Genomic DNA, 22,491 nt, shown 5'->3' on the forward strand with positions numbered 1-22,491 from the left:
GATGGTTAATATCGTCCTAACCTGATTATAAGGTTCACTTATTCGTTACTATCAATCTCTATGGATTCTTCTATATAGATTTCTCCTTTTTCATTTTCCCGCATGACATCGATTTTCACTTGTTCATCGTTTTTCCATTCGATCTTGAAGTTGTCTGGAGCATACATATCACTAGGAATATACTCAATATATTTTTCTAAAACACTTCCCCTTTTTCCATAATAGATATGGACCGTTGCCGAGAGACCGGATTCAATTGATGGAATTACTTCCCTAAACTCAATGATATTTACAAGCCCCGGTGAATCACTCGTTTTAAACGTAAATGAACTTTGTCCGTCGTGTACTATTTTAAACGGGATAAATTCTTCAGCATTAGTTTGTTTTTTATCAAATTCTCCTAATTCAAGAGGAATTGAATCTTCAGCATTAAATTTAATGACGTCGGGGTTTTGTTCTTCTCCATATAACGTAATCGTTGCTTCAGCATCATTTTTCCAGCTGATCGTAACATTTGAATCGTCAAGATTCTTTCCATCATTTTTAACAATTCGTTCGATATATTTATCTCTATATTTTACTCTAACTGTGGACGGGAAAAATAAAGCTGTTTCTCCTTTTTCTACGACTTTAATGACATTTATCCCATCCGGTGACTCGCTGGTCATTATTTCCTTTTCTTTAAATTTTATTATATAAAAATGATAATAGCGATCAACACTAAAACGGAGACAATTAGACCAAAAACAAGACAACCTTTTAAGAGACTTTTCATCGTTTGTTTAACAGGATACAGTTCGATATTCTCATCCATACTCATTATGCTCCCCCTTTAACTCTCGATTGGTCACCACAACCTTTAATGACCCAATTAACAAGGTTCCTATTAACGAATATTTATTTACTTCAAAATTCCGCCCTCTTTGAAAATGAATTTGATAAAACGTTTACTCATCCTATTCTTCAAAATTTTGCAATAAAAATAATTAATTCTTAAAACAGCCTACCTCATTATTTATATAACGTACAAATATCCCCAATTGTTCACGGACCACAATCAAAAAAGCTGAACTAATTGGTTGTATTAGTTCAGCTAAATTTGACTATTATAATGTTGTACCTTATAACAAGAACACTGCTGTGATAAAGATATGACTTTAATTCTTGACTTATAATAAATTTAAAACGCTCGGTTAATGATTATTTATTAGAAGACACTGTAAAACGGCTGTTAACATGTTTGGGATTTTCAATTTCATTTAATACAGCAACGGCATAATCTGCATAGCTTACATAGCTTTCCCCAGCATCATTTACTAATAAATGATCTTCTCCAGCAGTATAGCTACCTGTACGTGGACCTTCTGGATCAAAGAAAGCAGATGGGCTTAAAAATGTCCAAGTACTGGCTGATTGTTGTAAGTCGTGTAAATTTTCACCTTGGTTTTTAGCTGTCGCATAAAACATTTCTGGAAAATCTGGTGTATCCATTACGCGTACAGTTTTCTCTGGGTCTACAAACAAACTTCCCGCACCACCGACAACAAATAATTTTGTATCAATACCCGTGAAAATATCAATTAAATGACGGCCAGCTTTCACATGTAATTCCTCCTGACCAAAAGGAGCACCAAACGCATTTACGACTACGTCAAAGCCTTTCACATCTTCTTGAGATAATGCAAAAACATCCTTTTTAATTACTGGAATATTTGCTGTTACTTTGGAAGCTGAGCGAACAATCGCGGTTACATCATGACCACGTTGCAGTGCCTCCTCTACAATCTTTTGTCCTGCTTTCCCTGTTGCACCAATTACTGCAATTTTCATCATTATAATTCCTCCTATTTTTCAATTGTAACCATTTCAGTTACAGGTTAGATACAAAAGATCGACTTCGTTGATTTAACGAAGTTGATCTAGCACATCCTGTAAAGTTTGTGCTTGAAGTTGTTCTTCCATTGCATGCCAAACAGATGTATAAACACCTTCCAATGTCCGTTGGATTTTTTGACCAACTGCACAAGCTGGATTTGGCTCATCATGAATCGCAAATAGCTGCTCTGGTCCATCAATCGCATGGTAAATAGCTAATAGCGTTAAATCTTTTGGCTCTACTAAAAGGTCATAGCCTGCAATACCTGATTGCGAGGTAAGCAAGCCCGCTTTTTTCAGTACACCAATCATACGTCGCACAACAACTGGATTTGTATTCACACTTCCAGCAATGTACTCAGACGTTAGCTGACTTTTATCAGATGTTGTTGCAATAAGCGAAAGTATATGGATCGCTACCGAAAATCGACTGTTCACCATATGTATCACCACCCGTTGTAACTATTATAGTTACAGGTTTGAATAAAAGCAAACAAATTGCTCTATTTACACCTGCATTTATTTTTTTCATTTTACGAAGTATTATACTTTCTTTACGTAAATGACTAATTCTTGTCGTATTTCTCCATCTTCCTCATAAAAATCTAAGTTATGAAATTCATACTTAAAATGGCCAACTGGAAACGTCACACTTTCCCCCTGCGCTGCAGCTAATGTCCCTGCCACATCATGTGATACCATATGCAAAAGCTCTGTACCTAAAACCGAATCTACAAATACCACGTTCATTATAAAACACCTCCTCAGCTATTATAGCTTAGAAGGCGCTTACATTTATAGTCTTTCTTTATAACGTTTCAGGCGAATTTCCTCAACGACTTGCATCATTATATGTATTTGCTCCAATGTTAATTTAGTAGAGATGTGTGGTAGCTCAGACCCCTCTTTTACTTGAGGAGTATTCGTAAGCAATTTCGTCCTTAAACGCTGCTCACGTTCTCTTCCGTCTATTTGAAAAATCAATGATCTCCTCACATCATTCACCTCTAAATTTTATTTGGATTTCCAGATTAAAACTTATATCGGTAAAAATTTCATAAATTTAAACATCCTTCATATTTTTATTAGAAAGTTTGGCTCTATTATAAATAATAAAGGTTTCTCTTTTGGTATTTTTATTCGTCGCTTTGACTGTTCTTTCCATCACCTCGACGATTCTATCCACGACTTCGGCCTATCTGTCCTTCTCTTTGCCAATTCTATCCGTCACCTTGGATGTTCTTTCCGTCACTTCGGATGTTCTTTCCGTCGCTCTGACTTCTATCCACGATTTTGCCGATTCTATCCATCACCTTGGATGTTCTTTCCGTCGCTTCGGCTGTTCTTTCCGTCGCTTTGGCTGTTCCTTCCGTCGCTTTGACTTCTATCCACGATTTTGGTACTTCTATCCACGACTTTGCCGATTCTATCCATCACTTCGACGATTCTATCCATGACTTCGGCCTATCTATCCTTCTCTTTGCCAATTCTATCCATCGCCTTGAGCTGTATCTCCACTCCTTCACTGTTTGATTGCTTAAAAAAACAGCAACCAAAACGGCTGCTGCTTCAAGTTAAACGGCAATTGGTGCTTTAATTGTTGGGTGTGGATCATAGCCCTCAATAGAAAGATCTTCGAGCTCTATGTCGAAAATTGACGCTTTATTCGGATTGATTTTTAAGGTTGGTAGGTCCTTAGGCTCGCGGGAAAGCTGTTCTTTTACTTGCTCCACATGATTTGAATATATATGAGCATCCCCAATGCTATGAATAAATTCGCCGACTTCTAAACCACATTCATGAGCAATTAAATGTGTCAGTAATGCATATGACGCAATATTAAATGGACAGCCTAGTAATGTATCGAGGCTTCTTTGCATTAGTTGACAGCTCAATTTGCCATTTGCGACATAAAATTGGAACATCACGTGACACGGAGGTAGTGCCGCTTTACTGCCCTTTGCTCCCGCATTAATAACATCCTCTGGATTCCATGCATTGACAATAATGCGTCGTGAATCTGGATTGTGCTTGATTTGATCAATTACATCTTGCAATTGATCGATACTTTCTCCTGTTGTTGTTGTCCAATTACGCCACTGCTTGCCATAAACATTTCCAAGCTCTCCGTATTTACGTGCAAATTCATCGTCTGTTAAAACACGCTCACAAAATGATGCTAACTCTTTTTTATAGTCTGCATTGAAAGACTCGTCCATTAAGCAACGGCGACCAAAGTCTGTCATGTCAGGACCTGAATATTCATCAGACTCAACCCATTTTTTAAAAGCCCATTCATCCCAAATATGATTGTTGTTTTGCAATAGATAACGAATATTTGTATCCCCTTTGATGAACCAAAGTAGCTCACTTGCTACAAGTTTGAATGGTACACGTTTCGTCGTTAAAAGAGGAAAGCCTTTGCTTAAATCAAATCGCATTTGATAGCCAAATACACTATATGTACCAGTTCCTGTACGATCTTCCTTTTTAACACCATTCTCTAATATATGTTGTAGTAAATTTAAGTACGCGATTTCTGGATGCGCCATGTCAATCAACAGCTCCTTCAAGTATGCTGTTGACCATTATAACATCTAATAACTACATTTGGACGCCCAAAAATAAAAACAATATTTACATATCTGAGCCGAAGGAATTGTTTTCCAACTCCTTTGAGATTTCACTCTCAATCGTGACAAAAAACGTTGGTAACAAAATAATATTAAATAAAATAGGAACTATAATCAGTAAGAGATCCATCCCTGGGGAAAAATAGAGACCAAAAGCAGTCAGTAACCCTGACATGACTAGAAAGACAGTTTGCACACCGATAATCATAAACGGAATGATTTGGTACATATAGTTAAGCTTTCGGAACTGATGCATGCTTTCTGGATCTTCTATAATTCTCTTTTTTAAGCGTCTTGATAAAATTATACAGGCAATTAGCTGTGCAATAATAAAGCTAAAATAAATAACACTATGTAAAACCATTTGCCCTTTCATAACCGTGCCATTAAAATGTCCTACCCGCTGCTGAAGTAGCTCGTTGACCGCTCCTTCGTAAACATATTCCTGCTCACTAAAATAAGTGGGCGGCGGTTCCATAAAGCCGAGCGTTGCCCAATCCTTTGAGTTGGCTTTCCAGTCGATTAATTTACTAGCCAAAATGCGTAATTGAATGGCATCATTTTCTCCAAACATTCCTACTAAAAAAGTATATGGTATCGCTACCTTCATTTGCCCATTTTGTTTTTCATTAATTAAATCTTTAATGGAAAAAGTATACGCAACATCTGTCTGGTGGGCTTCATAACGAGCATCCTCGATCTTCCAATGACTCGCTAAGGAAGATTCAATGTTATTTTTCATGTCAACATACGGCGTATCATTATGTAAATTCTTTGGAATTTTATAGACAAAACGATTGTCACCCCCAATAATGCAGATATCTACTTTCACCGCATCATTCTCAAAGTTCTTAGCGATTGCTGTCATCTGGTACGACATTATGACTACTAGAAAAAGGACTAGTGATAATCCTTTCTTTGTCATGCAACGCTCCCCCTTTTCGTCACATATGATAGATTTACATTATCATAGGCTACACCGAAAAAACTATTTCGTTATTCCGAAAAAGCAATAGTGGTTTTCCGAAACAACTTTTTCGGTATTCCAAAATTACCAAAAATTATGGATAATATAGTAGTACTTAAGATTGAAATGGGGCATTATTATCATGCAAAAAATTGAGAGAAAACGATGAGTAAATGGACATATAGTATTTTCATAACCTACCTACTCCTCGGTATTTATGTACTTGTAGTTGCATCAAAAATACCTTATATTGGTATTTCGCTAGACACAACTAGCGAACAACCCGTCATGACCGAGTTCTATTATCCAAATTGGGCACAGCAACATAATATTGAAAAAGGGGATCTGCTACTGACAATCGACGGCAAGCCCGTTCGTTCTAATCAACTCGATTCTTCTGTACGTTGTGCAAAAGAACTAACGTTTATGAAGCCTAATGGAGATGTTCATGCTGTTTCAGTTAAGCATAAAGATATTCCGGAAGAATTTTATTTGCAAATTATTTTTCCACTTTTTTATTTTGTTCTATCTTTTGGCGTTGCTATCTTTTTATGGCGAAGAAATACTGATAATCTACTAACTAGTCTACTAACATTATTTTTATTAACCTGTTCTTTAGCTTATATAAGTACAGGAGCCTCAGTTAGAGGAAATCTAATTGGCGGATTCGTAATAGGTATTGGTATAGTTTTATGCATAGTGCTTTTTATTCACTTCTTACAATTTTATTTCCGCTACCTACGTATAGAATGGCCGTACCTCAATACGAAGTGGCTTTATTTAACACTACTATTTATACCTTGCTGTGATTTCATAAGAATAGTTAATTCTGACTTTTGGACAGTCACATCATTAATTAAGTTAGGAATGTTTGCTGTACTTGTTCTCTATGCGATTTATATTTTACTAACGAGTTATTTACGAACTAGACTGGAAAAAATCCGTTTGATTACTATTGCGTTTATTACGCCTTTCTTGCCGTTTTTACTGTTTTTCGTCATACCTCTAATATTTGGTCTGGATCCTATTTTACATGCTGAGGTAGCTGCATCATCCTTATTATTTATTCCTTTTTCATTTATCTTCATTCAAGTGAATGAACGATTATTCGATATTGAATATCAATTATCTCGTTTACGTTATTATTCAACACTTGCTTTTTTTTGTGCATTACTATTAACTACGGGCATTACTCTCCTGTTTATTGACAAATTATCGATCGTTAAAATTACGGGTGTTTTTATACTAGTATTCCTTGTTATCATTGCTAGTTTCTATATAAAAGAGCAGCTTGATTTTAAATATCGAAAGATTATTTTTTCATCCACTGGCAATTATGTACATAATTTATATGCTGCTGTTAATCGTATGGGGAAAGCAAAAAATCAACAAGAATTACTGGAACAATTCAAGTATGAAATAACAGAAAAGCTTGGTACTACAGCCTTTACGATTACAACAATAACGGAAGATGCGCCCTTCGCTCGTGACGAAGTCAACATAGGGAATCACCTACTATTACATGATACAGGTGAAGAAAAAATCATGTTAAACATTAGACATATATTACAAAAAGAAGAGCTTCTTTGGCTAGAGTTACTGGCCCTCTATGTTTCCATGTTTATAGATAATTTAAAGCTCATTGAAGATTTAGTATATGAAATAAAGCTTATGAAGGATCACAATGATACTCAGCTTCCTTGGCTCGACAAATTATTATGGAATATCATTGAAAAGGAGAAAAGTATTTTAGCGCAGGAATTACATGATACTATTTTGCAAGAACAACTTCATTTAGCGAGAGAGTTAGATGTACTTGCTAGCTCGCCTATTATAAAAAAAGAAAAGGTGTTAGATATTCGTGAGCAGTTGCTGAATGCATCAAAGGACTTACGTGAGTATTGTGAGAATTTAAGCCCTCCTTTGCTAGACACATTTGGGTTACAAATCGCCTTAAAAAAACTAATTCAAAAGGTGAAAATACGAGCAGACTTTTTGTTAAATGCCCAAATAGAACGTGTCCAATTTCAGGATGTAACTTTACATTTAGTCGTCTATCGCCTTGTGCAGGAGCTCTTAAATAATGCCATTAAGCATGCTGAGGCAACCGAAGTTTCACTAAGATTACAAGCGATCAATCGTGGCTTCATCCTCCAATATGATGATAATGGTATTGGCTGTAATATTGAAGGTTTAATGCAATCTTCAGCTTCTATGGGCATTAATGGTATTCGAGAACGAGTCCGTGCTTTTAATGGGGACATCACGATAACTTCCAATTTAAATGAAGGAATGCATATATTTATTCAAATACAAGAGGACGTGGATTCAGATGATTAATATTCTTATTATAGATGACCATCCTGTCGTTTTAGATGGTACAAAAACATTATTACAAGATTTAACAAATGTCCATATAGACACAGAGCAGGATAGTGCCGCTGTTCTGTCGAGAATGGATTTTCAAGATTTTCAATTATTTTTAATCGATATTAACATGAAACCAATCAACGGCATCCAGCTTTCAGAAATGATTAAGAAAAAGCAACCAGAATCACTTATTTTACTCTATACAGGATATGAGCTTTCCGATTATTACGAACTACTGATCGAGAAAAAGATCGATGGACTATTATCAAAACTTGCCACGAAACAGCAAGTGATTCAAACTATTGAAGCTGCACTAAGGGGCGAGATTCTACTAGCAGCTGATTTTTTAGATTTTGTACAGCAGCGTACCAATCTTCCAAACATGCAACAAGATGTTTTACTAAGTAACAAGGAGCAAGAAATTTTACAACTTGTCGCACAAGGCTGTACAAATAAAGCAATTGCTTCAGCCATTGGGGTCACACAGCGCACTGTAGAAAATTATTTATCCAAACTTTTTGTCAAACTAAAGGTAGAATCTCGTGCAGAGGCTGTAATCGTCGCTAAAGAGAAGGCATGGATCAACTAATTATCGTTAAATTACGTTAATGTAAATTTTATATTACTAAAATCGGAATATACTGGATAAATGTCTGAAACTGTTATATAATCAAAACAATAATTACATTACTTCATCTTAACCGCTAAAATCACGTATTCAAAAGTAATACGAGCTTTTGAATATGTGATTTTTTTGCAAGTTATCGAAGCAATATGATTGTTTAATTTTTTTGGGAGGTTGTTCACATGACACAAGGTACAGTAAAATGGTTTAACGCAGAAAAAGGTTTTGGTTTTATCGAGGTAGAAGGTGGAAATGATGTATTTGTACATTTCTCTGCTATTCAAACAGATGGCTTTAAAACTTTAGATGAAGGCCAAAAAGTTGAGTTCGGCGTAGAAGAAGGTAATCGCGGACCTCAGGCTACTAATGTTGTAAAGCTTTAATTTATAGCTTTAGCATGTAGAGTGCAAAATTCAAGAGACATCCCAATTGCGGATGTCTCTTTTTTAGTTCACTATATTCAATTTAGGAAATTGGCAAGCTCTCTTATGCGTAAGAATGTAACCCTGCAATGACTAAATTTACAAATACTTGATTAAACACGATAATGCCAAAGCCAATAATCGCTAACCAAGCTGTCTTTTCCCCTTCCCAGCCTTTAGAAAGTCGGAAATGAAGGAAAGCGGCATAAAATAAAAATGTGATAAGTGCCCACACTTCCTTAGGATCCCACCCCCAATACCTACTCCAAGCAATCTGTGCCCAAATCATAGCAAACAATAAACCTCCTAGGGCAAACAATGGGAAACCTATAACAACTGCTCGATATGTAATTTCATCCATTAATGCTGGTTGTACACGGTTTGTTAATGGCTTTAATAAAACAATTAATCGTCTTCTCGTAATAAGTACAATTACCCCATATAAAATTGTTCCAACGATAAATGACCATACAATAGAATTCAATTTCTTCGCATCTAACTTATTAGTAATCTGCAAAGCGCCAACCTGATCCCCACTAGTTGTGACTGCATCTTTATTGACAATCAGCGGCGTCATCGTATAAACGGCTGTTTCTTTCTTCTCTAGCTTATTTTCAAATTGAACCTCGATTTTATCTCCTGCTAAATTAAAATAAGTGCCCACCCCGATAAAGCCAATCACGACAATTAAACAATACATAACAAATTCCAAGGCAACTGTACTCATCGAAAATTTAGAAACATCTAATGTTCTTAACAAATAAATAATACCTGTTGCAAATGAGATCGATAAAACAGCACTTGAAAATGCAACTGTCATAACATGAATCGTTAACCAATTGCTTTGCAGTGATGGAACAAGTGGTGAAACCGTTTTTGTAAAAACGCTTCCATAACCGAGAATAATTAATGACACAGGGATCGCAAACAAGCCTACAACAATTTGCTTATATAAAAAATGAATGATCAAATAACTACCAGTAAGCATGATGCCAAAGAACGTCATAAACTCATACATATTACTTACAGGTGCATGATCAACAGCAATCCATCTTAAAATGAAATAAACTAGCTGTAAAGCAAAAGCAATATATGTAAGTAGAAGACCGACTTTTCCAAACATCTTCCCTTTTGATTTCACGGCAAGTCCAATCGGTATAATCGCGATCAGTAGTAAAATAAATGCCACGAACAATGAATTACTACTTAAACTTAATAATGTTTCTTTACTCAATGTAAAATCCTCCAAAGTATTTTTTTGCTCATCACCATAATGTGAGGTTGATTTCCGTTCCGACTTATATAAATGGTATTGCCCTCCTCACCCTTTTGTGATGATCCATTTTTTTAGGAAACTATATAGTAGCTTCCAATAAAAATAACGTTATTCATCGAAGTAAGTGCCATCATTTCCCTTTAAATAATTTTATTTTTTCAGAATTGTTACAATCCCGTGACATAAAGTAGCGAATAAATCTCTTAAAGACATCCTCATGTCAAAAAAATAAACCATCTATATATGCAAATAGATGGCAAATTACAAAAAGATGGTATGACTCTACCTACATCTTACTAAAAATTGAAATAAAAGTCTATTTCTTTTAAGGTAGCTATCTGACTACTCCCATAGCTAAAGGCTATCTGGGTCATGAACATCGCGAATCATTTGTCCTATTCGCCCACCTTATTTAAATTATACTCGCTACAATTAGCCAAAAAAGACATACATTCAAAATATTAAAAAACTTCTTCCAGTCAATAATAACCCAACATTTCCCTATTTGACATACCTGATTAAAATTATTCATTTCCACTAATCACCAAAAATGCTACTATAAAGTTATCTAAACGTAAGGGGTTGTGAATATGAGTGCGAAAAGTGCAGTAGATGTTTTGTTTAACAACAAATAATCCAAGGGTTGTAAACTCTAACTGCAGCCTTTGAACAAGGGAGAAAAGAAATGGAAAACTATTTTAAAGAATTTCTTACAGGGCAATTTATTACTTTACAGCAAATGACTTCTTCCGACTTAGAAGCATTTGTAAAAATTGAAAGTGAACAGAAAACGTTGTTACTAGCTAATGACGACATTCCCTTTCCTAATACTTTTGAGGATCATTCTTCATTCTTTCAAAGTATTAGTGGAAAAAAAGAGGAGTTTATCTTCGGTATATTCGAAAAGTCGTCAAATGAGCTTATCGGTTCCTGCGCTGTCTATGGAATCAACTGGAAAAACAGTACTTGCTTTGTAGGCATTTCAATTGGCGAACAATGGCATGGTAAAGGGCTTGGAACGGATGCAATGAATACTCTTATTCACTTTATTTTTAATTATATTTCCATTAATAAAATCAAGCTTCAGGTTTTCAGCTTTAATAAAGGAGCTATTCGCTCTTATGAAAAGTGTGGCTTTACAAAAGAAGGTATTTTACGCAATGAGCTTTTCCGCTTCGGTCAATTTCATGATGTAGTTTTATTTGGCCTTTTACGGGAAGAATGGAATCAAATAGGATAAGCTTTTTTCCTCAGTGTGGAAATACTTCGGCTTTCTCGATAAATCCACATTTCTCGTCGATAAATTGTAGATTCTTCTCGATAAAATGAACCAAGGGGCTGCCAGAAGACAGCCCCTTCTCTTATTCTTCCCAAACTCTTTGAACATCACTTAACACGAAATGCTGGAATGTAAGTTGATACACATCAGGCATTGAAAGTTTTTTCCAAAACCAGTAGTCATACTGCGCATCAAAGTATTGCATCATTAAGACCATTATATTGCCGTGTGTACCAATCACTATATTGTCATTTGGATGTGCAAGGATAATTTTTTGCAAGGTAGTAATAGCTCGTTCCTTGGCGACTTCATTTGATTCTCCACCCTCAAACGCGAAATTCGGATGACGCCACACTTGATGAATCGCAGTGTCAAAGTCAAATAGATTCCCTTTAGATAGTATTCTTTCTTTCAAAGAATCTATCGTATTTATTTCTAACTTATGTTCTTGTGCTATACCTTCCACCGTCTGAACAGCTCTTTTATAGGGACTTGAATATACAGTATGGATTATTTTATTTGTAAATAATTTAGTAATACGATTCCTATCCTTAAACCCTTTGTCGGAAAGCGGACGATTGTACTCATCAGCTGTATAGTGAGAATGAGCGTGTCTTACAAAATATATTACGGTCATTAATATCTCCTCAATTTTTCTTCGGATTTTGCCTTCTTTTCTTTCATATAATTATATATATCAACCTTCCACATATCATCCTCTTTTAATAAGGCATAATTCTTGAGATAGTGCGAGCTTCCAAAAATTATCTCCAATTGAACAATTGCTATACTTTCGGTGCTAGAATCTTTATTCAAAGAAATATTATCGTAGTATCTGTACATTAAATAATTTTGTATATCCTCATCAAATAAAAAATCTATATACTCTGATATAAAAGTTTGTTTATCTGGAAGCTCATTGTTATTGTAAGTAATTGCATAGAGTTTATCGAAATTATTCTCAAATATTAAATTCATCATAATTAACACCATTTCCTCTGGTGTAAAAGTCTTTAAACTATTCATATTCCCATTGCTTAAAAATTCTTCATATAAAGCTCTTTTTTCTTCTGTAAATTCCTCTAAATATGTAAAATCATAATCCCTATCAATGACTGGAGGTGTCGGTTTTGATTCTTCCACGTGTTGAACAGAATGGTTAGTAACTGCCGTTGATCCGGGAGATTCTCCTGTTTTTGTTTTCACTTCTGAACAGGCGATTAACATTAAACAAGATAAGATAATAACACTTAAAAATTGCAACCTTAACTTCAACACGGTATCCCCCCTATTTAATAGATTCAACCCTATATATCCACCATTCTATATTTTTCGAAAATTCTCAACATTTCCGATCAAAATGAAATCTCCTCAATAACAAACAACAAAGAAGCTTATTTGATAAATTGTGACAAGATACGAAGACTATTAAATTTTCAGTCAATGAAGGCAACAATTTTTATAGTAAAAAGGACGCTAATCTATTAAATATCACTCTGTACCTTTTCTAAAATCTGGCCAAAAAAAAACCCTAATATTCTAGTATGCAGGGTAATAAAATACACAAATAATACAATAAAAGTAATTTAAATAGTCCAAACTAATCATCGTTGCTATTTTTAATTTTTTTCCCAATATAAGAATAAATATATTCTTCTATGACTAAATTACGAATTTCTCAACCTATACACAATGTGACATATTTTTCATTTTAGGTGAGATACAATGAAAAAGTTGAATCGAGGTCAATGTATTTCAAGAATATGGAGAAAAAATAATAGGGGGAAATGATTTTGGTTAACTATTTAACGCATAAACAATTCTTGAAGATGGAGATTGAAATTAAAAGAAAAATTATGTATAGAAAGGCTAAGGCTTTAGGTTTCACCCATCCTAGTGTAGTAGATTGTAGCCAAGAATTAGATGTCCTACTAAATAAATATTCAAAAGCGATCAATAAAGCCAGCTAAAACTGTTTCCGATAACTCTTCTAGTTTTATCCTGTATTAGTTTCCGGTTATAAAATAGACATCAAATTCCTATTGCTGTTGTAAAGATACGTATAAATAACATAGAAATGGGCTATCTTCTTTATGACAGGAAAAAGGAGGCCTATTAATGCAGGTATTTATTTTATCATTGGTCGCTTCAAGCTTTTTACTACAACAGCCTCAAGATTCAGTAGAAAACACAGCACCGATTCTTTGCATACCTTCTGTAACTACATCTTATAAATATCCAAATAATCAATATCAAGCATTTCGTACTGAGAATGATTTTTATCATCAATTAGATAGGACAATCTATGAGGAATATAACAATGCTACCTTGAACATTCGTCAAAGAATAGCCTTTAAGGACGTATCGAAGGCTGAGGAAACATTTAATCTAAAGACAAATTTCATACGTAAAAAAACAGACCTCTCTCAACATACTTTTATTCATCCCAATCGACAAGTATATTTTTTAGCATCCTATAAGCAATTGGATCAGGAGACTTATCATAAATACCTGGTCATTGACGCTGAAACACAAACTATCCTTTTAGGAAATAGTAATTACCAAAGTAACACCATCAAATAATTGTATTTCGTTTGTTGTTTAATTTATTGTATGCTTGAAAATTGATTAATAGTAGCACATTCGAAGAAAAAATCAACATTTTTAAGCGGATTCTGAAAATAACATATATTCCATGGCTGTTATAGCTCGACTTTCGGGGGTAGTGACTTCCCTTAGAGTCGAGCTAATTTGTTTTATAGGAATCGTTTATCCCTATTTAAGATAAGGCTTTTTGCTGTATTTCTTGCTTTATTTCCACTATAAACTGTTGCAATGATTTTTCAATTAATGCTTGCTGACCATATTTACGAACAGTGACATTTTCAGTATCCATTTCTTGATCACCAAGCACTAAAATATAAGGTGTTTTTTTCATTTGAGCTTCACGAATTTTTTTACCTAGCTTTTCTTGTCGATCGTCAATACTTACACGGATTTGTTCATTTTGTAAAGCCTCAACAACTTGCTGTACATATTCTCGATGCTTATCTGCAACCCCAATGACTTTTACTTGCTGAGGTGCAAGCCACGTTGGGAACGCCCCTCCAAAATGCTCAATCAATATGCCTAAGAAGCGATCAATAGAACCGAATACTGCTCGATGAATAACGACAGGTCTTACTTTTTCATTTTGTTCATTGACATACGTTAAGTCGAATTTTTCAGGTAGTTGGAAATCGAGCTGCACCGTTGCACATTGATGACTGCGATGAATGGCATCTTTAATATGAATATCAATTTTTGGGCCATAAAATGCTCCGTCACCTTCATTTATTGTAAATGGAAAGCCTAGATTCGTTAGTACGTTTTCTAACGCCGCTTCGGCTTGATTCCAAAGTTCAAGTTCACCCATATAATCAGCAGGACGTGTTGATAATTCAATATCATATTGGAAGCCAAAAACCTTGTATACCTCATCAATAATCTTCAGTGCAAGCGCAATTTCATCTTCAATTTGCTGTGGCGTAACAAAAATATGTGCATCATCCTGACAAAACGTACGAACTCGTAAAAGGCCATTTAATGCGCCACTAAATTCATGTCGATGAACTTGACCAAATTCAGCCATACGAATCGGTAAATCTCTATATGAATGGTAATCATTTTTATAAATCAACATATGCCCAGGGCAATTCATAGGCTTTAATGCAAAGCTTTGGTCATCTACATGTGTAAAGTACATATTTTCTTTATAGTGATCCCAATGTCCGGACTGCTCCCATAGACGCTGGTTCATCATGAATGGTGTGCGTACTTCTTGATAATCAAATTTTTCTTGTAAATGACGTAAATAAGACTCCAATTCGTTACGAATAATTTGGCCATTTGCTAAATAAAATGGCATCCCTGGCGCTTCCTCTGAAAACATAAATAACGCTAGTTCTTTTCCTAGCTTTCGGTGATTCCGCTTTTCCGCCTCTTCTAGGAAAACAAAATATTCCTCAAGCTCTTTTTTTGAGGCAAATGCTACACCGTATATACGCTGAAGCATTTGATTATTGCTATCTCCACGCCAGTAAGCACCTGACACATTCATTAATTTAAAGTGTTGTAATTTACCTGTAGAAGGTACATGGGGTCCACGACATAAATCATAAAAGTCTCCTTGTTCATAAACCGTCACAACTTCATGTTCAGGAATATCCTCTAATAACTCTAGCTTTAGCGCATCATGAGCAAATAGCTGTTGTGCCTCTGCTCTTGTTACTTCTTTGCGCTGTATTTGTATATTTTCTTGAACAATTTGCTTCATCATTTTTTCAATTTGTTGCAAATCACTAGGCGCAAAGGAATGCGCAACGTCGATATCATAATAAAACCCATTTTCTATTACTGGTCCGACCCCAAATTGAGCATCAGGGTATAAACGTTTTATCGCTTGGGCTAATAAATGGGCTGTTGAATGACGAATCACTTGAATTCCTTCTTTTGTGCTAGCATCGTACAGGGAAATTTGTGTATCCTCCAAAATCGGGCGCGTCAAATCAATGATGGTTCCGTTCACACTCCCTACGATTGCCTTTTTACGTAAAGCGGGACTAATCGCTTGTGCAATGTCGGTTAATGTAACACCTTTTGAAAATGTTTGTTGTTTACCATCTGGAAATTGAATGTTAATAACTTGATTTGACATGTTCTCTACTCCTTCATTTTAAAATAAAAAAAACACATATTCGCCCCATAAAGGGACGAGCATGTGTTGATTACCAGTGGTTCCACCCAAATTCCCACTAGATGCACTAGTGGCTCATTGAAATGCAGTAACGTTGCATTAACGGTGCAAGTTTCCAAGCACTGCTCAAAGGTAGTAAGTTTTGATAGCTGCATTAGGAAGCTTTCAGCCAAGGCCTCCCTCTCTATGAATCGTTCTTCAAAACTCGTATCCTTCTCATCGCCAATTTCATTGCTTTGTGAAATTGTTATCTACTATAACGAATGCTCCATTACTTGTCAATGTTCGAAAATTCGTTTTCATGAAACAATTTAAGGTGTTTTTATTGCAAATGCATAGCAGGAAAGTAGCGATGTCGATCACTGAATTTTTTGAGCGATGGTGTCTGGGCACTCCTATGCTCATGTCTTCATCTATTTCAGCTATTTCGCACTTCTAAAGTCTCATTGTGAGACTGCCATTGAATTTGAATGCTTGGGGCAGCATCCTTTTTAAAAATTTTCGCACTTTCTTTTTTCTTTAAGGCAAATTGTTTATCTATATTCACTCGGGCGTCATCAATAGTTAGTGATTCTTTAGACCCTTCAATCGTTATTTGTAAATCACCCAAGTCTTTACCTTCACCAAGATAAAAAAGCCGTAAGCCCTCCTCCGCATTACTATGATATACGGCCTTCCAGTGCTCACTTTTCGCTATGTAATGCACCTCCTCTTGTTGATTCGTACTACAAGCAACTAACACAAACATCATTAAAATTAGGAAGCATAATTTTTTCATTGGATCTCGATTTCCCTTTCCTTGAAAGTTATCATGATAATATCAACTTCAATCTATCCTTCTTAATTCCTAGAGTAAGGTGTTATTCAGCATCAGTTATGCCTCGGCATAATTGCGACCGGAATAGGCTTTGTGCTTAGGCCTGCACGAAGCAGGTCAGTTAGCCGTTATCGCATGGATGCGATGATTTTAGGCTAGCATCCCCTAAGAACTTCTTTCCAATTCCGTGACATCTACTGAAATAAGTTAAAAAGTAATCACCAATCCAGTCGTTTTTTCTCCAAAGGCGTCGCTAGATTCTTTAAAGACAAAATCTAGACCTTTTATATTGTCAGGTAACGGAGGTGAAATGATAAAAGTGCAACTTTCATGGCCATTTGTTCCCCCTCCACTATCTATCCAACAGTCGTATTCTTCTCCTACAAACAACTCAAAAATGTTGTGTGTTTCATTAATATAAACATTTGATTCTTGTCTTGGATCCTAATCCGGTAATAGCTGTACAACACTTGCATTTTCATACTGCCGAATATAAGTTACCGTATAGAATCGTTCATCAACTTCTACGGACTTTAAAACTGAGATATGCTTACTAAAAGCGGTCGGCTCCACGCGAGGTTTATAATACTACTCCGTTCTCATCATCCCGAATAATGAGGCAAGATAAGCCTCATAAAAACCATATTTTTTAGCCCAACGAGAAAGCGCTTCCTCTGGTGAAAAACCAGGATTGTTATTTGATAGATGGTTACGCTACTTTATGAGCGCACAAATTTGTTCATCAATAGTAACAAGCTGGTCATCATAATAATCTGTTGGTCTGTCATACGATTCTTGATTCATGTAAATCTTTCTAAGTCATATATTGTGTAAACCATGCAATATATTTTGCCCCGGGAATAAATAATAGCTGTGCCAAACATGTTCCTAGCAGCCTTGAACCCATCATCATCACAGAAGCTTGTTTAAGACTTAAGTAGCTTCCTCTTTGATTGATAACATCATCTGCTAGAATGGAAATTTTAGGGTCAATAAAAATAATCAATAACATTGTTGCTATACCATTAATAAGCCCTGACGACATCACAGCTGTATTCGATCTTTCAGGAACTAATAATGCGGCGTAAAGTGCAGACAGTACTCCAATTGTATAGATGGCCGTAATAACGACATTAACAATAAATAATTTAAGGGGAATATCGCGCCAACTAATCCCCTTTAAATACGAAAAACTCGGCAGGCGAATATGTTTTATCCCGCGTTTGAAATACTCGATACTAAAGCCTTTTTTGAATAATGCTGGAATGGAGCCTCTTTCCTCAGACAAATGTATAATAGCCCTTGAAAATATCGCTACAAATGTAGGCAATAGTAGAATGCCTACTAATGTACCTAGTGAAGCGGCGCCAATAAGTACTCGGAATTGCTGCTCCACAAATGCCAGCGTGTTTTCCTTTGGTGCTGTATCAGTCAGACTGCCAGTAAAAGGCTGCTGCATCATATTTGCCAGCCTCGAAAACATGACCATCACATTAAACAAGGATAGTGCAGAGGCTAATAATTTCACACGTGCACCCGATAATCGAACTGCATACGCAAGTGTCTCTATCGAATGGATGATGAGAATAAACAAAGCAATCATTATTAATTTTTCTGTCAAAATATCCAAAGTCTGTTACCTTCTTTTCGGTTGTTGATTGGTCGACACTCTTGCATGAATTTGAGTAATCGTTTGATCCAATCTCGTTCATATACTCCCCATTCTTTATGAGGAATTGTACTGATAGAGAAAGCGATTGCATTTTTTCTGGCAATGTATACCTCTTACTTCCATCTGAATACTAGAAATCCAATGATTCCTATGGGGACTTTTCACATCGTCATCATATGTATCATATCTTATATTGAATTTATTTGGCCCCTCACAACTCTCCACTCTTAAATAGGTTGCAATAATTTCTTCAAAGGCTTGTATTGCCATAGGTTATATGGCGATGTGCTTTTGGGCATATTGATGAAGTTCCTCTTCATTTTGTTTTTCCTTATAATAATGAATTTTACTGAGACACTCCTTCCTTTTAATATATTCTACGAAATATACTCTAATAGGTTCCGTTATTTTCCTACCAAATAGAAAAGCTATTCATTAGGCACTTTTTCCCTAATGAATAGCTTTTGCCAATATTTAATGATTAACAGCAAAGTCATTATTCCAGCTAGTTGAATCAGATAGTTGATAAGTCACCATATTGGCAGTTACGGCAAGAATCACACCCGCTCTAGATATATCTGTAGAAATAGGATCCTCTAATACTAATACAACATACCCCTCCCCCCGTCCTAGATCATCTATAGCGTTTATTTCGAAGGTTATATAGGTTGTCTCATTTGTAGCAAAGAGTAATCGTTGCTCCTGATAGGCCCCATTTTCCTTTAAATTATAGCAAACAGGCATCCACCCTTTTGACCAATCAATACTGCCTATTATTTCTTTTTTACGTTGAGCCAGTTTGCCAATTGAAAATGTAAAATATATCTTCATAATAGCTTGACCTAATTCATTTTCCCCTTCACATACAGCAGTTACTTCTAGCTTAATATCCTCCTTCGAATGCTTTAGAATAACCACTAAAGTCACAGTGAAAATACAGATAACAAGTACTATACTAACGACGATAAATCCCATTTAGTCCCTCCCGACATTGCAATTGCTGTTACTATTAGATTACCATGTTTTAGGAATAATGGTATTTTTTCACCAAACAATCTTATGAAATGACATAGGCATAAATGATAAGACAAAAAACGAGAATGGACTAACTTAGCCATTCAAACCCGCTTTTACATGCCGTAATAAGCGAAGCGACTGGTACAAGTATTCCACCCAAAAAAATAGTGAAAGCTATGAAATGAAACGAAAGGTCAACTGCCCGTAAAAGTGCGATTGGTGAAAACTAAAAATCAGTGGGGTAAGAAACCCCCACTGATTTTAGTTTCACTTTACTTTGTCGTTTGTAACTCAGCTGTTAAAGTAAATGGTATTTTTAAATAATCGTATTTAATCGTTATTTTTTTAATAGAAGGTGCCTCAACCTTTACTGCATAATGCTGAGGCTGCTTGCCAATGGCCTGGCGATCTATGTATTGACTAGGAAAAATAGTTACCTGCCTTAATTTATGATAGGTAATATTTGGATTACCCACCAGCTTTGTTTCTGCTTCAAACGGTTCAGACTTACTCACGACAAGCTCGGCATTTTTAGGCACTTTATCATTAACGAGAATTTGTTGAAGCTCTATCTCACGCAGTCCTTTATTCTCTATCTCTACAATTCTTATAGTTGAATTATCTGTAGGATTCGTATAGCTGTTCATGACAAGTGGTGGATTGCTTTTTAAATAAATGATGAAGGCCGCTCCCACCACTAGAACGCTAAATAATAAAACAAATAGTAATTTTTTCATGTCATTCCTCACTTTCTTGCTACCTATCAAGTATAGCGAGAAATCGTAGGTGATGAAAGCTTGAAATATACAGTAAGGATTTTTCTTCACTTCCACCTAACTTCTTTGTCTTCGCTGAATTTTATACCCAAATAAAAACAATCTGACTCAATATAAGCCAGATCGCTTTGCTAAACGTATTTCATCACGTATTGGAATCCCATCATTGCCGATGAAAGGGATTTCAGGTTTATATGCTCTTGCTTGCTCGACCGCGTTTTGTATGATTTCAACTAAGTGATAACCTCGTTTTTGATAGAATTTTAATGCGTATAAATTATCATTTGTCGTTATAAGGGTAATGATCGTACAGCCTTGTTCGAAAGCATTTTCTTCAACTGCTTGTACAAGCAATGAACCTATCCCCCTTCCTTCTACAATACTATCAAGGGAAATAATTTCACATTCTTCTTCACGAATACTATACGTCACAAGACCTAAAATCGTGTTTTGTTCATCTACATAAACAAACCCCTCTAATTTACTACAGTCATAAACCCCACTAGAAATGACCATTTCTGTACTTCCCCAATGCTCCGTAAAAAATTGCACCACATCATATTGGGGTAATTGTTGAATTGGAATCACTGTCATCTATCATTCTCCTAAATAGAAAAATTAAACATACTAGCTATGGCTTTTTGGACACCTAGAAATATTGCCCACGAAACGACACCAAGTCCAATAGCAAAAACGATATGGATCGATGATTTCATTGCCATATAAATAACAAATAGCATCACCATTGTTGCTGGAAGTCCAACGATTACACCAACCGTAAATCGCTGAATATGCTCACTCGATTCACTTTGCACAGTAAGCCAAATGATACTTAAAATACTGACAAGTGGCAGTGCTGCGATAATGCCACCATAGCTAGGAAATCTTCTAGCAATCTCTGTCACAATACCAATAACGGCTGCCGAGCATAGAATTTTTACAAATGTGTACATTATTTAGCCACCTCGCTTAATAAACGAAATGCCTGTAAAATCATTTGTTGATCTTCTTCTGAAAGTTGATTTAGTGCATATTGCAGTTTTTCATCATCTAATTCTGTGTTTTTCTTTAAAACATGAAGCCCATCAGCTGTTAAATGAATATGTACTTTACGTTGATCATCGATGTCCCGCTCCTTTTTCACCCAACCATTACGCTCCAGCTTTTTGATATGCTCAGACGCTGTATTTTGAGAAATATTCAGTAACCCTGCAATATCTCGCACATTTACTTCATCTTCCTTTTGAATCATCTGTAAAATACGCACGCTCTGATGTGAAATTGAATCTTCATGCGTTGAATGTAGATGGTAAAAAACTGATGTAAAATAGTTATTTATATCTTTAATCATTAAATTCGCCCCTTTATTATATCGCTATAAACGATTATATCGTAATTAACGATATAATAAAAGAGAATTTCCCCATCTCTATAAAGTCTAAATTTTCGCATTTTTTAACACACGAATAATTTGATAGCCATCAGAAGGCAATCCAGCATAAGGCTTCAACCATTTCGGATAGATAATCGGGATTGCTGTTAAAAGAAATAACGCTCCATTCACGTAAAAACATCCATTTAGAAAGTTTTGGAGTGCATCATTTGTAAACATATTCACAGCAATAATGGTTAAGACGGCTAAACAAAGTGACATAACGGGACCACCGAGCAGTAATGCTATTGTCTGAACCCGCGTTAAAGCGCACTCCTTCACCAAACGACAGTAGCCATAATATGCCCAACCAAGATGGAAATGCATCCTTCCAATGCGAAAGTTTTCTTTATTCGTAGAATCGCTCGTCCCTAAATAAATGTAGACTTTTTCTTTGGAAAATAAAATAACTCCTAAAGCATGCCCTATTTCATGCAAAAGTACCGAAAGTGGTATACCAACTACATAAAAAAGAATAAAGGAAATAAATAACATAATCATCCTCCATCCTAAGCTAAATGGGCTGTCTACTGGTAGCCCATTTACTAGTTTTATCGAAAAGAATCTTATATTTATCGACGAAGACTGTGAATTT

The 22,491-nt window shown here is 35.6% G+C and carries 26 protein-coding genes and 1 pseudogene; 6 read left to right on the plus strand and 21 right to left on the minus strand.

The window, feature by feature from the left end; translation table 11 throughout:
- Positions 1-38 precede the first annotated feature (38 nt).
- From ACFXN8_RS08900 to ACFXN8_RS08935, 8 genes are all read right to left on the minus strand, one after another.
- Positions 39-668: a hypothetical protein gene (locus ACFXN8_RS08900; RefSeq protein ID WP_386844427.1), complete on the minus strand. Its 630-nt coding sequence runs from the start codon at positions 666-668 to the stop codon at positions 39-41.
- Between the two features lie 23 nt (positions 669-691).
- On the minus strand, positions 692-820 hold the full coding sequence (locus tag ACFXN8_RS08905; protein ID WP_386844429.1) for a hypothetical protein: 129 nt from the start codon (positions 818-820) through the stop codon (positions 692-694).
- Between the two features lie 380 nt (positions 821-1,200).
- Complete coding sequence (locus ACFXN8_RS08910) at positions 1,201-1,830, minus strand: NAD(P)-dependent oxidoreductase (protein WP_386844533.1); 630 nt, start codon at positions 1,828-1,830, stop codon at positions 1,201-1,203.
- 75 nt (positions 1,831-1,905) lie between these two features.
- A complete protein-coding gene (locus tag ACFXN8_RS08915) occupies positions 1,906-2,316 on the minus strand; it encodes an Rrf2 family transcriptional regulator (RefSeq protein ID WP_386844431.1) in 411 nt (136 codons plus the stop codon).
- A gap of 102 nt (positions 2,317-2,418) precedes the next feature.
- Positions 2,419-2,625: a thymidylate synthase gene (locus ACFXN8_RS08920; protein WP_197143701.1), complete on the minus strand. Its 207-nt coding sequence runs from the start codon at positions 2,623-2,625 to the stop codon at positions 2,419-2,421.
- Positions 2,626-2,670: 45 nt separating this feature from the next.
- Positions 2,671-2,859, minus strand: coding sequence for a hypothetical protein (locus ACFXN8_RS08925; RefSeq protein ID WP_386844433.1), 189 nt, complete (start codon positions 2,857-2,859; stop codon positions 2,671-2,673).
- Positions 2,860-3,449: 590 nt separating this feature from the next.
- On the minus strand, positions 3,450-4,427 hold the full coding sequence (locus ACFXN8_RS08930) for a thymidylate synthase (RefSeq protein ID WP_386844435.1): 978 nt from the start codon (positions 4,425-4,427) through the stop codon (positions 3,450-3,452).
- An 85-nt stretch (positions 4,428-4,512) separates the two neighbouring features.
- Positions 4,513-5,433 carry a hypothetical protein gene (locus ACFXN8_RS08935; RefSeq protein WP_386844437.1) on the minus strand — a complete coding sequence of 307 codons (921 nt, stop codon included), beginning with the start codon at positions 5,431-5,433 and terminating at the stop codon, positions 4,513-4,515.
- 207 nt (positions 5,434-5,640) lie between these two features.
- On the opposite strand from ACFXN8_RS08935, the gene ACFXN8_RS08940 reads away from it, so the two are divergent.
- The 3 genes from ACFXN8_RS08940 (at position 5,641) to ACFXN8_RS08950 (ending at position 8,853) form a co-directional block, all read left to right on the plus strand.
- Complete coding sequence (locus ACFXN8_RS08940) at positions 5,641-7,815, plus strand: sensor histidine kinase (RefSeq protein ID WP_386844439.1); 2,175 nt, start codon at positions 5,641-5,643, stop codon at positions 7,813-7,815.
- Positions 7,808-8,434, plus strand: coding sequence for a response regulator transcription factor (locus ACFXN8_RS08945; protein ID WP_376073927.1), 627 nt, complete (start codon positions 7,808-7,810; stop codon positions 8,432-8,434). The genes ACFXN8_RS08940 and ACFXN8_RS08945 overlap by 8 nt, the downstream gene beginning before the upstream one ends.
- A gap of 218 nt (positions 8,435-8,652) precedes the next feature.
- Positions 8,653-8,853 (plus strand): cold-shock protein, encoded by a 201-nt coding sequence (locus tag ACFXN8_RS08950; protein WP_049665562.1) that lies wholly within the window; start codon positions 8,653-8,655, stop codon positions 8,851-8,853.
- Positions 8,854-8,956: 103 nt separating this feature from the next.
- Here ACFXN8_RS08950 and ccsB read toward each other — a convergent pair whose 3' ends face one another.
- Positions 8,957-10,126, minus strand: coding sequence for a c-type cytochrome biogenesis protein CcsB (gene ccsB, locus ACFXN8_RS08955; protein ID WP_376073929.1), 1,170 nt, complete (start codon positions 10,124-10,126; stop codon positions 8,957-8,959).
- A 727-nt stretch (positions 10,127-10,853) separates the two neighbouring features.
- On the opposite strand from ccsB, the gene ACFXN8_RS08960 reads away from it, so the two are divergent.
- Positions 10,854-11,408 (plus strand): GNAT family N-acetyltransferase, encoded by a 555-nt coding sequence (locus ACFXN8_RS08960; protein WP_386844443.1) that lies wholly within the window; start codon positions 10,854-10,856, stop codon positions 11,406-11,408.
- A gap of 121 nt (positions 11,409-11,529) precedes the next feature.
- Here ACFXN8_RS08960 and ACFXN8_RS08965 read toward each other — a convergent pair whose 3' ends face one another.
- Both ACFXN8_RS08965 and ACFXN8_RS08970 read right to left on the minus strand, forming a co-directional pair.
- The gene (locus ACFXN8_RS08965; protein WP_386844445.1) at positions 11,530-12,084 is read right to left on the minus strand and encodes a histidine phosphatase family protein; all 555 of its coding nucleotides are present in this window, start codon (positions 12,082-12,084) and stop codon (positions 11,530-11,532) included.
- The gene (locus tag ACFXN8_RS08970; RefSeq protein WP_376073943.1) at positions 12,084-12,725 is read right to left on the minus strand and encodes a hypothetical protein; all 642 of its coding nucleotides are present in this window, start codon (positions 12,723-12,725) and stop codon (positions 12,084-12,086) included. Before ACFXN8_RS08970 ends, ACFXN8_RS08965 begins: the two co-directional genes overlap by 1 nt.
- Positions 12,726-13,240: 515 nt before the next feature.
- Here ACFXN8_RS08970 and ACFXN8_RS08975 point away from each other — a divergent pair.
- Positions 13,241-13,417 carry a Spo0E family sporulation regulatory protein-aspartic acid phosphatase gene (locus ACFXN8_RS08975; protein WP_376073944.1) on the plus strand — a complete coding sequence of 59 codons (177 nt, stop codon included), beginning with the start codon at positions 13,241-13,243 and terminating at the stop codon, positions 13,415-13,417.
- Between the two features lie 148 nt (positions 13,418-13,565).
- Positions 13,566-14,030 carry a hypothetical protein gene (locus ACFXN8_RS08980; protein ID WP_376073945.1) on the plus strand — a complete coding sequence of 155 codons (465 nt, stop codon included), beginning with the start codon at positions 13,566-13,568 and terminating at the stop codon, positions 14,028-14,030.
- 196 nt (positions 14,031-14,226) lie between these two features.
- Here ACFXN8_RS08980 and thrS read toward each other — a convergent pair whose 3' ends face one another.
- The 10 genes and pseudogenes from thrS to ACFXN8_RS09030 all read right to left on the minus strand — a co-directional run bounded on the left by thrS (position 14,227) and on the right by ACFXN8_RS09030 (position 22,391).
- Positions 14,227-16,143: a threonine--tRNA ligase gene (thrS, locus tag ACFXN8_RS08985; RefSeq protein ID WP_386844448.1), complete on the minus strand. Its 1,917-nt coding sequence runs from the start codon at positions 16,141-16,143 to the stop codon at positions 14,227-14,229.
- Between the two features lie 457 nt (positions 16,144-16,600).
- Positions 16,601-16,960 (minus strand): hypothetical protein, encoded by a 360-nt coding sequence (locus ACFXN8_RS08990; protein ID WP_376073947.1) that lies wholly within the window; start codon positions 16,958-16,960, stop codon positions 16,601-16,603.
- A 246-nt stretch (positions 16,961-17,206) separates the two neighbouring features.
- Positions 17,207-17,803 (minus strand): annotated as a pseudogene (locus ACFXN8_RS08995) (hypothetical protein).
- Positions 17,804-17,813: 10 nt separating this feature from the next.
- Positions 17,814-18,602, minus strand: a complete 789-nt coding sequence (locus tag ACFXN8_RS09000) for a lipid II flippase Amj family protein (RefSeq protein ID WP_376074038.1) — start codon at positions 18,600-18,602, stop codon at positions 17,814-17,816.
- Positions 18,603-19,145: 543 nt separating this feature from the next.
- Positions 19,146-19,646 (minus strand): hypothetical protein, encoded by a 501-nt coding sequence (locus ACFXN8_RS09005; protein ID WP_376073949.1) that lies wholly within the window; start codon positions 19,644-19,646, stop codon positions 19,146-19,148.
- Positions 19,647-19,960: 314 nt separating this feature from the next.
- Positions 19,961-20,425 carry a hypothetical protein gene (locus ACFXN8_RS09010; RefSeq protein WP_376073950.1) on the minus strand — a complete coding sequence of 155 codons (465 nt, stop codon included), beginning with the start codon at positions 20,423-20,425 and terminating at the stop codon, positions 19,961-19,963.
- Positions 20,426-20,572: 147 nt separating this feature from the next.
- Complete coding sequence (locus ACFXN8_RS09015) at positions 20,573-21,058, minus strand: GNAT family N-acetyltransferase (RefSeq protein ID WP_386844451.1); 486 nt, start codon at positions 21,056-21,058, stop codon at positions 20,573-20,575.
- An 11-nt stretch (positions 21,059-21,069) separates the two neighbouring features.
- Positions 21,070-21,417, minus strand: a complete 348-nt coding sequence (locus tag ACFXN8_RS09020; RefSeq protein WP_386844453.1) for a DUF3147 family protein — start codon at positions 21,415-21,417, stop codon at positions 21,070-21,072.
- Complete coding sequence (locus ACFXN8_RS09025) at positions 21,417-21,815, minus strand: MarR family winged helix-turn-helix transcriptional regulator (protein WP_386844455.1); 399 nt, start codon at positions 21,813-21,815, stop codon at positions 21,417-21,419. The genes ACFXN8_RS09020 and ACFXN8_RS09025 overlap by 1 nt, the downstream gene beginning before the upstream one ends.
- A gap of 87 nt (positions 21,816-21,902) precedes the next feature.
- Entirely contained in the window at positions 21,903-22,391 is a 489-nt protein-coding gene (locus ACFXN8_RS09030; RefSeq protein ID WP_386844457.1) for a hypothetical protein, read from the minus strand.
- Positions 22,392-22,491 lie beyond the last annotated feature (100 nt).

The sequence above is a fragment of the Lysinibacillus sp. NPDC059133 genome (genome assembly GCF_042755925.1).
GTDB lineage: Bacteria > Bacillota > Bacilli > Bacillales_A > Planococcaceae > Lysinibacillus.

Coding starts and splice junctions, on each gene's coding strand:
- ACFXN8_RS08900 (WP_386844427.1), bottom strand. CDS start 668: ATGACCAGCGAGTCACCGGATGGGATAAATGTCATTAAAGTCGTAGAA.
- ACFXN8_RS08905 (WP_386844429.1), bottom strand. CDS start 820: ATGAGTATGGATGAGAATATCGAACTGTATCCTGTTAAACAAACGATG.
- ACFXN8_RS08910 (WP_386844533.1), bottom strand. CDS start 1,830: ATGAAAATTGCAGTAATTGGTGCAACAGGGAAAGCAGGACAAAAGATT.
- ACFXN8_RS08915 (WP_386844431.1), bottom strand. CDS start 2,316: ATGGTGAACAGTCGATTTTCGGTAGCGATCCATATACTTTCGCTTATT.
- ACFXN8_RS08920 (WP_197143701.1), bottom strand. CDS start 2,625: ATGAACGTGGTATTTGTAGATTCGGTTTTAGGTACAGAGCTTTTGCAT.
- ACFXN8_RS08930 (WP_386844435.1), bottom strand. CDS start 4,427: ATGGCGCATCCAGAAATCGCGTACTTAAATTTACTACAACATATATTA.
- ACFXN8_RS08935 (WP_386844437.1), bottom strand. CDS start 5,433: ATGACAAAGAAAGGATTATCACTAGTCCTTTTTCTAGTAGTCATAATG.
- ACFXN8_RS08940 (WP_386844439.1), top strand. CDS start 5,641: ATGAGTAAATGGACATATAGTATTTTCATAACCTACCTACTCCTCGGT.
- ACFXN8_RS08945 (WP_376073927.1), top strand. CDS start 7,808: ATGATTAATATTCTTATTATAGATGACCATCCTGTCGTTTTAGATGGT.
- ACFXN8_RS08950 (WP_049665562.1), top strand. CDS start 8,653: ATGACACAAGGTACAGTAAAATGGTTTAACGCAGAAAAAGGTTTTGGT.
- ACFXN8_RS08960 (WP_386844443.1), top strand. CDS start 10,854: ATGGAAAACTATTTTAAAGAATTTCTTACAGGGCAATTTATTACTTTA.
- ACFXN8_RS08965 (WP_386844445.1), bottom strand. CDS start 12,084: ATGACCGTAATATATTTTGTAAGACACGCTCATTCTCACTATACAGCT.
- ACFXN8_RS08980 (WP_376073945.1), top strand. CDS start 13,566: ATGCAGGTATTTATTTTATCATTGGTCGCTTCAAGCTTTTTACTACAA.
- thrS (WP_386844448.1), bottom strand. CDS start 16,143: ATGTCAAATCAAGTTATTAACATTCAATTTCCAGATGGTAAACAACAA.
- ACFXN8_RS08990 (WP_376073947.1), bottom strand. CDS start 16,960: ATGAAAAAATTATGCTTCCTAATTTTAATGATGTTTGTGTTAGTTGCT.
- ACFXN8_RS09000 (WP_376074038.1), bottom strand. CDS start 18,602: ATGATTGCTTTGTTTATTCTCATCATCCATTCGATAGAGACACTTGCG.
- ACFXN8_RS09005 (WP_376073949.1), bottom strand. CDS start 19,646: ATGGGATTTATCGTCGTTAGTATAGTACTTGTTATCTGTATTTTCACT.
- ACFXN8_RS09010 (WP_376073950.1), bottom strand. CDS start 20,425: ATGAAAAAATTACTATTTGTTTTATTATTTAGCGTTCTAGTGGTGGGA.
- ACFXN8_RS09015 (WP_386844451.1), bottom strand. CDS start 21,058: ATGACAGTGATTCCAATTCAACAATTACCCCAATATGATGTGGTGCAA.
- ACFXN8_RS09020 (WP_386844453.1), bottom strand. CDS start 21,417: ATGTACACATTTGTAAAAATTCTATGCTCGGCAGCCGTTATTGGTATT.
- ACFXN8_RS09025 (WP_386844455.1), bottom strand. CDS start 21,815: ATGATTAAAGATATAAATAACTATTTTACATCAGTTTTTTACCATCTA.
- ACFXN8_RS09030 (WP_386844457.1), bottom strand. CDS start 22,391: ATGTTATTTATTTCCTTTATTCTTTTTTATGTAGTTGGTATACCACTT.